This is a genomic window from Streptomyces sp. NBC_00647, assembly GCF_045207245.1.
Classification (GTDB): domain Bacteria; phylum Actinomycetota; class Actinomycetes; order Streptomycetales; family Streptomycetaceae; genus Streptomyces.
Window position 1 is genome coordinate 3,647,340 of the sequence record NZ_CP109040.1, and the last position, 12,817, is coordinate 3,660,156.

General features: G+C 73.8%; 5 protein-coding genes and 1 pseudogene. 5 read left to right on the forward strand and 1 reads right to left on the reverse strand.

What is annotated here, in order from left to right:
- Window positions 1–28: 28 nt before the first annotated feature.
- A complete protein-coding gene (locus tag OG788_RS16095; protein ID WP_406371545.1) occupies window positions 29–3,649 on the reverse strand; it encodes a S8 family serine peptidase in 3,621 nt (1,206 codons plus the stop codon).
- Between the two features lie 229 nt (window positions 3,650–3,878).
- On the opposite strand from OG788_RS16095, the pseudogene OG788_RS16100 reads away from it, so the two are divergent.
- The 5 genes and pseudogenes from OG788_RS16100 to OG788_RS16120 all read left to right on the forward strand — a co-directional run.
- A pseudogene (locus OG788_RS16100) lies at window positions 3,879–4,193 on the forward strand (CU044_2847 family protein); the annotation flags it as partial.
- 206 nt (window positions 4,194–4,399) lie between these two features.
- Window positions 4,400–6,160, forward strand: a complete 1,761-nt coding sequence (locus tag OG788_RS16105) for a trypsin-like peptidase domain-containing protein (protein ID WP_406371547.1) — start codon at window positions 4,400–4,402, stop codon at window positions 6,158–6,160.
- 155 nt (window positions 6,161–6,315) lie between these two features.
- Window positions 6,316–7,329: a MoxR family ATPase gene (locus tag OG788_RS16110; RefSeq protein ID WP_351538963.1), complete on the forward strand. Its 1,014-nt coding sequence runs from the start codon at window positions 6,316–6,318 to the stop codon at window positions 7,327–7,329.
- A complete protein-coding gene (locus tag OG788_RS16115) occupies window positions 7,319–11,602 on the forward strand; it encodes an SAV_2336 N-terminal domain-related protein (RefSeq protein WP_406371549.1) in 4,284 nt (1,427 codons plus the stop codon). Before OG788_RS16110 ends, OG788_RS16115 begins: the two co-directional genes overlap by 11 nt.
- A 175-nt stretch (window positions 11,603–11,777) precedes the next feature.
- Window positions 11,778–12,815 (forward strand): rod shape-determining protein, encoded by a 1,038-nt coding sequence (locus OG788_RS16120; RefSeq protein ID WP_406371550.1) that lies wholly within the window; start codon window positions 11,778–11,780, stop codon window positions 12,813–12,815.
- The last annotated feature ends 2 nt before the right edge of the window (window positions 12,816–12,817 follow it).

Sequence of the window (12,817 nt, forward strand, 5' to 3'; positions counted from 1 at the left end):
CTCCAGGGACCGTCCACTCGACGGCCGGTTACCGCACGCCCACCGCCCGGACGGTCTCCTGGCTGACGGTGCCACCACGGTCGTCACGGGCGGAGGCCCGCAGCGACACGAACTCGGCGCCGTGCGGCACGTACAGCGTGCCCGTCCAGCGCGCCTTGCCGCCGGTGAGCGGGACCGCCTTCCAGGTCTTCCCGTCGTCGTAGGACACCTCCAGCTTTCCGCCGCCGATGGTTCCGGTGTCCGGCGCGCCCTTCACGTACTCGGCGTAGATGCTCACCGGGACCTTGCCGCCGCGCACATCGCCGGCGAGGTCGGTGTCGATGTCGTAGCCGAGGTTGAGGAGCGGGAGGAAGGTGTAGTGGTCCTCGGGGGTGGCGGCCGAGCGGACGGTCCACTCGGTGTGCCCCTTCGTGGAGAGCTTCCAGCGTCCGGGGTCGAGCGTCGTGTCCGTGACGACCTTGTACGTGTGCTCGTCGGCGGGCGCGTCCCAGACGTATCCGGCGGAGCTCTTCCCCTCGTCGACCAGCACACCGTCCTGGTACACCTCGGTGAACTGGGTCATCCCGGTGTCGTCGCTCCACACGTCGCCGAAGCCGGTGTGGTCGGGTCCGGAGTCGCCCCAGCCTGGCGTGTTGAACTGGATCTGGTTGCCCGCGCGTTGCTGACCCCAGCCGAGTCCGGTGCCGAGCCAGGGGTGCCAGACGGGCTTGAACCAGTCGAGGGTGTCGTGGGTGCCGCCCCGGTAGGGGACCAGGCCGCTGCGCTCCTCCAGCGTGCCGTCCCCGACGTACACGGACTCCGTCCAGGTCTGTCCGGTGCCGGTGGAGACGTAGTCGGTCCGCTCGGCCGGGTAGTCGACGCGCTCCTGGAAGCCGAGGCCGATGGGGAAGGGGTCGGCGATCGAGTAGCGGAACTCGCTGCCCGAGACGGGCTTCACGGCGTGGAACCTGGTGTCCAGCACGGCCAGTTCACGGCGGTCGGGCTCATAGGTCAGGCTCCGGTTCGGGACGGCGTCCTCGAAGCCCTGCGAAAGGTCGTACACGTAGGGCGTGTTGCGCGTCCCGGTCATGTCGACGGTCCGGGTCGCGCGCAGCCGTGCCGCGTCCGCCGTGTCGACGGTGGCGATCTGCAACGGCCGGTTCGCGTTGTCGTCCGTGCCGAACCAGGCGTTGAGGCGTCCTGCCGTGTCGTCGGTGACGAACAGCGCCTTGACGCCCGCGTCCTGGGCCGCCCGGGCGAGCGCGGCCGGCTCGACACCGTCGGTGAGCCGGGCGAGGACGGCCTTGCCGCGCACTCCGGTGAACGGCCCGTCCCCGACGTCGACCAGCGGCAGCCTGCTGCGGCCCTCGATCAGGGTGCCGCCCGGCTGGGCGAGCGCCTCGTCGACACCCCGCACGTCGACGAGCGGCTTCCCGAGCCGCCACACGGTCCGGTAGTCGAAGCTGCCTTCGGTGACCTTCCGGGTCGGCGCGGCGAAGACGCTGTCGTACTTGACGGGCACCTGGACCGCGCCGAACAGGTCGGAGCCGCCCGCGTTCCGGTCGTACTCCATGAGCAGCTGCCGGGTCTCGGTGCGCCGGCCGACCTTCGCGCCGATCTCCCGCAGCGTCCGCCCGTCCAGGGTGACTTCGCGGTCCTGGTCGAGAGTGATCTGGGGTGCGGCGAGGAAGCCGAGGCCGAGCGAGTCGGCGCCGTGGCTGCCCCGCACGTCGAGGAAGGACGTCAGGCTGTACGTGCCGGGCGTGAGCCGCAGCTTCAGGGTGCCGGAGTCGCCGACGTGGGCGGGGTAGGGGTCGACGCCCCGCGCGAGCTGCTGCACGGCGAGGTCGGCGGCGGTCGGGTCGCCGTCCCGGTCCTTGACGCGGACGGTGAGGGTGTACCGCTCCTCCTCCTTGACCAGCCCGAACGCGGTGTGCGCGACCGGCCTGCCGTCGACCGAGGCCACGATCCGCCCGGAGGTGTTGCCCACCGGCGCCTTCGAGCCGTCACCGGTGACCGTGGTGGACGCGCTGCCGTGCGCGGGCACCGTGAGCGTGGTGTCGGCGAGGGTGGCGACACCCTCGCCGGCCCCCTCCGCGGCGAGCGTCAACTCCACCGCCGCGTCGGAGGAGTTGGTGTAGGTGACCGTCCTGACGACCGGCGCGTTGTCCTCGTACGGCCAGCCGTGGAAGCCGAGGTCGGCGCTGCCCGTGGCGGTGACCTTCGCCGCGATCGCGTCCGGAACACTCACCCGCCCGGAGCCCAACTGGTAGACGGAGGCGTCCAGTTGCTTCGACGTCGACATCAGCGCGTCCTTGAGCCGGGTGCCGGTCCAGTCGGGGTGCTCCTGGGCGAGCAGAGCGGCCACGCCCGCGACGTGCGGGGTCGCCATCGACGTACCGCTCATGGAGGTGTAGGAGCCGCTGCCGTCCACGAGCTGCGAGCGGGCGGCGAGGATGTCGACGCCGGGTGCGGAGAGGTCGGGCTTGAGCGCGTTGTCGCCGTAGCGCGGTCCGGCGCTGGTGAAGTACGCGGCCTCGTCGGCGGAGTCCACGGCGCCGATCGTCAGGGCGGAGTCGGCGGCACCGGGCGAGCCGATGGACGAGGGGGCGCCGGTGTTGCCGGCCGCGATGACGAAGAGGGCGCCGGTCTCCTTCGAGAGGGTGTCGACGGCCGCGGCCATCGGGTCGGTGCCGTCGCTGGCCTCGGTCGAGCCGAGGCTCATGGAGATCACCTTGGCGCGCACGTCGCGCGCGGCCCACTCCATGCCGGCGATGATCTGCGACTCACTGCCCGAACCCTGGTCGCTGAGCACCTTGCCGACGGCGAGCGTGGCCTCGGGCGCGACGCCCTTCTCCGCGCCGTCGGAGGCGGCGCCGCTGCCGCCCACGGTGGAGGTGACGTGCGTGCCGTGCCCGTTGCGGTCGGCGACCTCCTGCCCCTCGACGAAGCTCTTGGTCTGCGCGACCCGGCCGGCCAGGTCGGGGTGGCCGGTGTCGACGCCCGTGTCGAGAACGGCGACGGTCACGCCCTTGCCGGTGAGCCCGGCCTCCCAGGCCTTCGGCGTGCCGATCTGCGCGTTGCTCTCGGCCATGTCGGCCTTGACCCGTCCGTCGAGCCAGACCTTGCCGATCCCCTCCTGACGGGTCATCGCCCGCCAGAAGGTCCGGCCCTTGTCCGCGGCGACCGCGGCGCCCCGGATGCTGGGTAGCGAGCGCGTCCGCTCGGCCCCGCCGGGGGTCGCCGCCCGTGCCTTCGGGTCGTACGTCACGATCAGCGGCAGCTCGTCCGTCTTCTGGTCGGTGAGCCCCTGCCGTATCAGCTCACTGACGTCGAACAGCCGCCGGTCGAGGGTGCCCGCCCGCAGATACGGCAGCGCCTCGTCCGGTACGACGGTGACGGCGCCGTCGGCCACCTGCGTGCGCACGGCTCCGGTGGCCCCCCGGGGACGCACGACGGAGACCGTCTTCTTGCCGCCGCCGACGTCGGTGACGGTCACCTTGTCGCCGGTCACGAGGGTGACGGTCCGGGCCGCGGCGGTGGCTCGCGCCGTCACCGGGGTACCGGGGTCCCCGGTGTCGAGCGCGCTCGCCCGCCCCGTGGGCAGCAGGGCGAGCACGAGCCCGGCCGACAGCAGTGCCGCCGGACGTCTCACTGGTCCTCTGGTCATTCGTGCCCTCTCTTCATCGGCCGTGCCCGCGCCGGGCAGGGGTGGCGCCCGGGCTTGCGAAGAGTGTCGGGGGGCTTGTGTTGCGGGGGTGTTGACGGAACCTGGCGGGAAGGCGCCCTGGCGGCTTCCCGCCAGGACAGGCGGGTACGAGCCGCAGAAACCGGGACAGTTCCAAGTGCCGTCCGGAACAATGTCGGTGCTCGGGAGTCACGGACAACGGGGGCGCGCCATGGACGGTTTGGTGGAGTTCAAGACCGACGACGGGGCACTGGTCGTCGTGGAGGCGGCGGACGACGCGTCCGGTTCCCGGCTCGTGGCCCGCGACGACGGCACGGTGCAGGCCACGCGCACCTTCGAGGGCGCCCTGGAGGGCGTGCGGGCCGCCGCCCAGTCGGCGCTGCGGGTGTTCCGCGACGGGAGCCTGCGGCCCGACTCCGTCGAGATCGAGTTCGGGGTCAAACTCAGCGCGGAGGCAGGCGCGTTGATCGCGAAGAGCTCGGTCGAGGGACATCTGGTGGTGAAACTCTCCTGGGCGCCGGGAGAACCGGAGCGGAACGGCTCCCGTTCCGGCCCTGACACGGCCTCCGGGGTCACGCCCGGAACGGGTGGCACGGCGGGGACCGGACCCGCATCCGGAAGAGAGCCCCTGTCCGGGACCGGGACCGGGACGCCCTCCGCGGCCGGCCCGGAGTCCGGGTCAGGGTCGGGGTCGGGGTCCGCGTCCGGTGCTCCGGGGATCGCCGCGCGGTCATGAACAGCGCGTCCTGGCAGGCCAGGATCACCTGCGGACGGGAGACCGGCTCGGGCTTCCTCGTCACCGAGCGACATGTGCTGACCTGCGCCCATGTGGTGGCGCGCGGTGGTTCCGGGGAAGTACGCGTCTCCTTCGCGCGGGGCGGCGAACCCCTCCCCGCGAAGGTCGTGGCGCACGGCGGCTGGGACGGGCGCGACACCGACCCCGGCGATGTCGCGGTCCTCGAACTCGACCGCTCCGTCCCCCTGGAGCCGGCGGAGTTCGCGGCACCGGCCGACGCGTACGGCGATCCGCCGCGCAGACTGGTGGCGTACGGGTTCCCCAAGCGCTACGAGGAGGGGACCCTCGCCGAGTACCGGGCCACCGCGGACCAGTTGATCGCGGGAGAGTGGGTCCAGCTGGAGGCCTGGGCGGCGCACGGCCAGCCGCTCGCGCCCGGTTTCAGCGGGGCCGCGGTGACACTCGCCGACACCGGGCGGGTGGTGGGCATGGTGTCCTCCGCAGCGCGGGACCCCGGGATCCGCAACGGACGGATGCTGCCCGCGCACGTCATGGCCCGCTACTGGCCGCGGCTCGGCGAGCTGATCCCGACACCGGAGTACGGGCGTACGGAGAAGGAGCGGCTGCGGGAGCTGGTGCTGGCGCGGGGTCCGGATTTCGACGGGCGGCCCGAGTGCAGCCCGGAGCGGCTGTACAGCGATGCCGTGGGCCCGTTCGGGCCGCCGCTGCCGGGGCGGCGGTTCCGGTCGCTGTGGGACGCGGCCTGGTATCTGCTCTCCGAGGTGCCCGACACCGGTGCCGTCGCCCGGTTCGCCGCGCGGCTCGCCGACTTCACCGAGGACGCGCCGACGCGGGGCGCGCTGCGGGCCTGGCCGTCCCGGGCGTACGACCGCCGCCCCCGGCCGCCCGAGAACCCGCCGGGCCCGCCCGCCGCGGGGACCCAGCCCTGGTCGCCGATCCTCGTGGAGATCGCGCCCAGCGGTTCGGGCGACCACCAGTTCCTCGTCGAGGTCTCCGCGTACAACGGGCGGCACCGTCGCGTCGTCGGTTCGCGCGCCCTGCCCGCCGACCGGGTGCGCGGCTACGCGCTGGAGCGCATCGACGAGGCGTACCACGAACTGGAGCCCGGAGCCCGAGAGTTGATCGCTTTCGTGCTGCCCCGCCGCTGGCTCAACACCGATGTGGCGCACTGGCAGCGCAGCGCCGACGACGACAGCCCGCTCGGCTCCTTCGCGCCGCTCGTGGTGATGGACCTGGAGCGGCGGCGCAGCGGCGGTCTCCAGCACAAGCTGCTGCAGAAGTGGCAGCGGCTCGACGGGCGGTCCGCGGCGCCGTTGCACCGCATCGGCTGCGGGGCCCTCGGGCAGGATCCGGTGCGGCTGACCATCGGGCTGCGGCGCGGCGCCGACATGGTGGGCTTCGCCTCCCCGCCGCGCGCGCAGGGCACCCGCCGGCTGTTCCAGGCGAGCCTGAACGCGGCGGTCCCGGTGATGCTCTGGCCGCGCAGCGGCTGCCGCGGAGAGCACCGCGACGGGGCGCACGAGGACTGCACGGGGGCGGCGTTCCTGGACCGCCTCGCCGCGCATCTCGCGGATCTGCCGCCTTCGGAACTCCCCTCGCACATCCATGAGTTGCGCGAGACGGCGTACGCGGACGACGGCCCGGAACCGCACTGGGCGTACGACCTGGCGCTGCTCTGGGAAGACCCCAGATGTCTGCCGGACCCGGTCGGCTATCACCACTCACCGGTCGGCTGAGCACCCGGAGACCGCGAAGAGGGAGGCGGAGGGACGGCAGGCAGGCAGACGAGGGAGCACGGCAACGATTCGGCCGGGCGCCGGTACGCGATGTGCCGGTCGCGGCCCGCAGGTCCGACGTCGGTCGCACGGCCGGTGAGCAACGAGGAGAACGCATGTCCCTGTGGCCCGTATACACGGGTGGGAGCGAACCCCACGACGGCATCGCGAAGCTGCCCGCGCCGCCGCCGTGGCGCGACTTCGACGGCGGTCCCGAGCTGGACACTCCCGCCGAGGACGGTGACACGTCGACCGCCTCCCCGGACCGCAGGCACCGGGCCCGCACCTACCGGGCCACCGACCGGACCGTCCAGCTGGTCAACGCGGCGCTGTACCTGCGCCGCCCCCTGCTGGTGAGCGGCCCGCCCGGCAGCGGGAAGTCCTCCCTCGCGTACGCCGTGGCACGGGAGCTGCGGCTCGGGCCGGTGCTGCGCTGGAACATCACCAGCCGCACGACCCTGCACGACGGCCTCTACCAGTACGACCCGCTCTCCCGCCTGTACGCCGCCGGTCGCGCGGCCGAGCACGAACTCCCCGCGGACAGCGACCTCCAGGACCATCTGCGGCTCGGCCCGCTCGGCACGTCGCTGCTCCCCTACCGGCGCCCCCGCGCCCTGCTCATCGACGAGATCGACAAGAGCGACCTCGACCTGCCGAACGACCTGCTGAACATCCTGGAGGAGGGCGAGTACGACATCCCTGAGCTGGTCCGGGCGGCCCGCCACACACCCGCCGCCGAGGTGATGGTGGCCGGCACGGACGACCGGGTCACCGTCTCCCGCGGCCGGGTCCGCTGCCGCGCCTTCCCCTTCGTCGTCCTGACCAGCAACGGCGAGCGCGAGTTCCCGCCCGCCTTCCTGCGCCGGTGCGTCCGTCTCGAACTCCACCAGCCGCGCGACGCCCACCTCGAGAGCATCGTCCGCGCCCACCTCGGCGAGCCCGACGCCTACGCCCGCGAGCTGATCGCCCGCTTCCTCTCCCGCGGCACCGGGGGCGAACTCGCCACGGACCAGCTCCTGAACGCCATCTATCTGACCGGCGCGGCGGGGATCGACGCGACGTCCCGGGACGACCTCGCGGAGCAGCTGATGCCCTACCTCAGCAGCACCCGGGACGACGATGAGTTCTGAGGACCCGGACACCCCGACGGGCCCGAGCCCCGGCAACCCGCCGGGCCCGGGGCCGACCACCCCCACGGACGCGGGACCCGGCACCCCCACGGACGCGGGACCCGGCACCCCCACGGACGCGGGACCCGGCACCCCCACGGACGCGGGACCCGGCACCCCCGCGGGCCCGGGGCCGGGCGCGCCGGCCGGTTCAGGGGCGGACAATCGTCCGGCGGACCCGGGGCCCGCCCTGCTCGCCGAGTTGCTGGGGCAGGCCTCCGGCGGGGAGTCGCCGACCTCGGTGGAGCTGGCCGAGCTGCTGTGGCTCGCGGGGCACATCGAGGGGCCCGCAGCCGTGTCCCGGGCCCGGCCCCGGTCGGTCGAGCGCCCCGCCTCCCCGCGAACACCCCCGGAGTCGCCGGCGCGGTCCGACGTGCCGCCGGACCCGCCCCTCGGGGACCCTCCGGCCGGCCCGGACCGCCCGGACGACGGCCGCGTTCCCCTGCGCCTGCCCGGCTCCGGCTCACCCGACCGCGACAGGCGCGGCGCAGACGGCGAGGCGGCGGACGACGGCCCCGCGAACACCCCGCACACCACGCTCCTCGCCCCCGCTCCCCCGATGCTTCCCCACTCTCTGGCGCTCCAGCGCACCCTGCGTCCGCTCAAGCGCCGGGTGCCCGCGCCCGTCGGCCACACACTGGACGAGGAGGCGACCGCCCACCGGATCGCGGGGCTCGGCGCGGCGCCCCGGTGGTGGCTGCCGGTGCTGCGCCCTGCCACCGAGCGCTGGCTGACCCTGCATCTCGTGCACGACACCGGGCCCACCATGCCCGTCTGGCGCCCGCTGGTACGCGAACTGCACACCGTGCTGGCCCAGTCGGGCGTCTTCCGTACGGTGGAGCTGCACCAGCTGACCCCCGAGGGAAGGGTTCGGCGGCCCGGCTCGCAGGAGTCGTACGCGGACGGCCGTACGGTCACCCTGCTGGTCAGCGACTGCATGGGCGCGCAGTGGCGGGGCGGCCCGGCGGGCACCCGGTGGTACCGCACGCTGCGCCGCTGGGCGACCCGGATGCCCGTCGCCGTGCTCCAGCCACTGCCCGAGCGGCTGTGGCGCACGACTGCCCTGCCCGCGACGACCGCGCGCCTCGCCGCTCCCTGGCCCGCGGCTCCCAACTCCGCCTACACCGTGGACTCCTACGCCTCGGACGACCTGCCCGGCCCCGGTTCCGTGCTCGCGCTTCCCGTCCTGGAACCGTCCGCCCGCTGGCTTGCGAACTGGTCGTCGCTGGTGGCCGGTGGCGGCCGGCTCCCGGGCTCGGTGGCGATGCTGGACACCGCTCCGGCTCCCGCCCCGCTCGACGAACACGGCCGCGGCGACGTCGAACGGTTCTCCGCGGAGGAGCTCGTCCTGCGGTTCCGCTCCATCGCCTCGCCCGAGGCGTTCCGGCTGGCCGGTCATCTCGCCGTCGGACGAACGGAGTTGCCCGTGATGCGGCTGGTGCAGGCCGCGATCGAGCCGAGCCCCCGGCCGCAGCATCTCGCCGAGGTGATCCTCAGCGGTCTCCTGAGCGCCGGCCCCTCGGGCCCACCCGGCTCGTACGTCTTCCGGCCCGGTGTGCGCGAACTCCTGCTGCGGGCGCTGCCACGCACCGCGCGCAGCCGTACCAGTGAACTTCTGGGCAGGGTCGGCGCGTTGATCGACGCACGGGCCGGAGTGGCCGCCGGGGAGTTCCCCGTGGTCGCCCCCGGACCCGGGGACGCGGCGGCCGACGGCGAGGCGTTCGCGTCGGTACGCGAGGAGAGTGTGCGACGGCTGGGAGGCGGGACCCCGCCTCGGCCCGGAGACGCGCCCCCTCCCCCGGCCGAAGGGCTGGTGCTGGGCCGGTACCGGCTGGTGCGACGCCTGGGCCGGGGCAGGCAGTTGATGCGGGCCGAGGACACGCGGAACGGCCGGACGGTGGTGGTGCACGCCTACCCGCCCACCGCGCACGAGCGGTTCCTCGAGGACGCCCGCGCACTCGCCGGCGTCGAGCATCCCAACGTCGTCACGGTGCACGACTTCGGTATCGAGGGGAACGTGCCCTATCTCGTCACTGAGTTCATCGAGGGACTCACGGTGGCGGAACTCACCGCGGAGGGCGGCTTCGCCCTGCCCTTCTCACTGCTCGCCCCGCTGGCCCAGCAGCTCGCGCGCGGCCTAGGGGCCGTGCACGAGCGGGGCGTCACGCACGGCAGGCTCACACCGAACGGCCTGATCGTCCGGCCGGACGGCAGCCTGAAGATCACCCACTTCGCGCTGGGGACCGGCCGGGACCGTGACCCGTCGAAGGATCTGCACGGCTTCGGCAGTCTGCTGCGGGAACTGACCAACGGAGCCGGGTCCGGTGAACTCAACGCGGTACCCAGCGAGTTCAGGGCCCTGCTGTCCGATGTCCTCAATCCGCTGACCTCCTCGGATCCGCAGGCCCAGCGGCGCGGCATGGATCTCTTCTTCACGCCGTCCTTCGCCCGGGTCCTGGAAGCGGCCGAGGCCGCCCGCCACCGGTATCGGGTGCTGGGACCGATACGGATCACCCGGGGCGACCGCACCGTCCGCACACTCGCACCGCGGCAGCAGGCCCTGCTGTGCATGCTGCTCCTGCGCCGCGGCCGGCCGGTGACACACTCCGACCTGACCGAGGGGCTGTGGGACGGGCGGCCCCCGCAGCGTGCGGCGCGCCTGCTGGCGGCGCACGCCGCGGCGGTCCGCGAGGCCCTCGGCCCCGGCGTCCTGGCGAGCACCGCGGACGGCTACGCCCTGCACGCCGACCCCGACTGCGTCGACCTCTCCCTCTGCGATGATCTCGTCGCCCGCTCGAAGAGCCACCGGGACGCGGGCGACCTGTCGAACGCCGCCGACTGCGTCCGGCGGGCTCTCGACCTGTGGACCGGTGACCCGGTCGACGGCGTCCCGGGCCCCGCCGCCGAGGCCGCCCGCGGCCGGCTCCGCGCCCTGCGCCTCACCCTCTGCGCCACCCGCGCCGAACTCGACCTGGAGACAGGTGGCTTCAGACGCGCGGCGACCGACCTCGGCGAACTCCTGCGGTCCCACCCAGGGCGCGAGGACTTCCGGCGGCTGCACATCCTCGCGCTGAAGGGCCAGGGCCGCGTCGCCGAGGCCATCGAGTCGTACCGGGCGTACGAGGAACTCCAGGCACCCGGCGAGCCGAACCCCACCCTGCTGTCGCTGTACCACGAGCTGCGGGCCGCGCCGGATCGAGGCAGCCCCATCATCGCGGTCGAGTACACCGCGGAATCGGGCGAGGATCCCCACACCCACAGCGTGCTCGGCCGGACGCTGGCCTGGCTGCTCTCCCTGAGCGACATGGCACCGAACGAGTACGAGCTCCTCGGTCGCGACAACGGCTATGTCGTGATCACCGGGCCCGAGGCCTCCGTGCTGACCGCGCTGAACGCGGTGCTGCGTGAACTGCCGGGCGCGCTGCTGGAGCTGGAGGAGCCGCCGAAGATCCGTGTGACGTTCTGGCACACCGCGCTGTTCGCCCGCTCGGGCAGCCCGACCGTGCCGCCCGAGCTCCGGCCCGACCTGGACCGTCCCGAGGCGGACATCATGGTCGTGCTCTCCCCCGTTCTGCACGAGGAGCTGATGAGCGGTGGCGGCACCGTTCTGCCCCCGGACCGCTTCCGCCCGCTGCACCGGCAGCCGTCGGCGGACGGCTCTCCGTTCGCCTGGTACTGCACCCTGGATCTCCCGGAGCGCCTACCGGAACTCGAACCGGTGCGACGCGACCTGGTCCGGGGCCCGTTCACCACGCGCGACCTCACCCGGCTCCGGGGCGCGGAGCAGGGCCGCACCGCCGTCGTGCACACGGACCCGAACACCTCCCTGACCCTGCTCAACCCCGACCGGCCGCAGGGCAAGCGCCCGCCCCGCTCCCTCATCACGTACTACGAGGTCGACCTCACCACCCATGGCGCCGCGCACGAGCTGCACCTGCCCAGTTCCGGGCACCGTTCGTTCGCCGCCTCGGTGGAGCTGTCCTGGCACGTGGACGATCCGGTGGCGTTCGTGCGCGCCGAGACCCACGACGTGTCGAGACGGCTCCTCGACCACCTCCTCAAGGAGGCGGGGCGCATCACCCGACGTCATCCGCTGCGCCGGGCGGGCGCGGCCCAGCGAGCGGTGCACGAGGGACTGCGCCGCTGGCCGGTGCCGGGGCTGTCGGTCGCCTGCTCGGTACGACTGCGCGAGAGCGCGCCGCCGGCCGGGTCACCGCCGCCGGCCTCCGGTTGACGGTTCCGCACCGCCGCGGCGCCTCGGCCGGGGCCCGAGCGCCGCAGAACCACCCGTCCAGCGGCACCCCGCCCGGCCCTCCAAAAAGGGCGCCCGCCGCCCTGCGCGCGCAGGATGCGAGAGAGGACCGCCGCCCGGCGGAGCCCCATGGTCTGCGCTCTCGGGAGGACCTGCCATGACCGCCAGTCTGGAGCAGCTGCGCCGCTGTCACTTCGCCGTCGACCTGGGCGCTGCGAGGACCCGTGTGTATGTGAGGGGCGCGGGCCTGGTCGTCGACCAGCCGAGCGTCGCCGCGATCAACACGAGGACGGGCGCGCTGATCGCGGTCGGGGAGTTCGCGGAGAAGATGACGGGCCGTACGCCCGACTACATCCGGGTGGTGCGTCCCGTGTCCGGCGGCACGGTCGTCGACATCGACATGGCGCAGCGGATGCTGCGCCATCTGCTCGGTGACAAGGTCCGCCGCACCCTGCGCCGCAAGCCCCGGCTGCGGGCCGCGGCCTGCACCCCGCACGACGCGGACCCGCTGGCGCAGCGCGCCGCGATCGAGACGCTGGTCGGGCTGGGCGCCCGCCGGGTCGAACTCGTCGACACGCTGATCGCCGCCGCGGTCGGCTGCGGACTGCCCGTCGAGCGGCCCGAGGCAACCATGATCATGGTGTGCGGGGCCGCCGCGACCCAGCTCGCCGTCCTGTCGCTGGGCTCGATCGTCACCGCCGAGCGCATTCCGGTCGGCGGGGAGGCCGTCGACCACGCGATCGTGCAGCACCTACGCCACCAGCACGAGCTGATGCTGCCGAGTCAGGCGGTACGGCCCCTGCAGCTCGCCCTCTCCGAAAACGGGCTCACCCCGCACGGCCCGGCCCTGACCGAGATCCACGGGCGGGACGTGGCGACCGGCCTGGCCCGGTCCGTGAAGGTCGACACCGCCGCCGTACGCATGGCGATCGAGACGCCGCTGACGGCCGTGCTCGACGGCATCGGCAAGGTCCTGCGCTCCTGCCCGCCCGATCTGGTGGCCGACCTCGCCGACCGCGGGATCATGATGGTCGGCGGCAGCGCGCTGCTCCCCGGGCTCGACCAGATGCTGCGGCAGGCGACCGGTATGCCCGTCCACATCGCCGAGCGGCCCGACGTCTGTGCCGTCCAGGGCCTCGGCTACATGCTGGAGGGCAAGATCGCGCCACTGATCCTGGACCCGCTGGCGCGCTGACG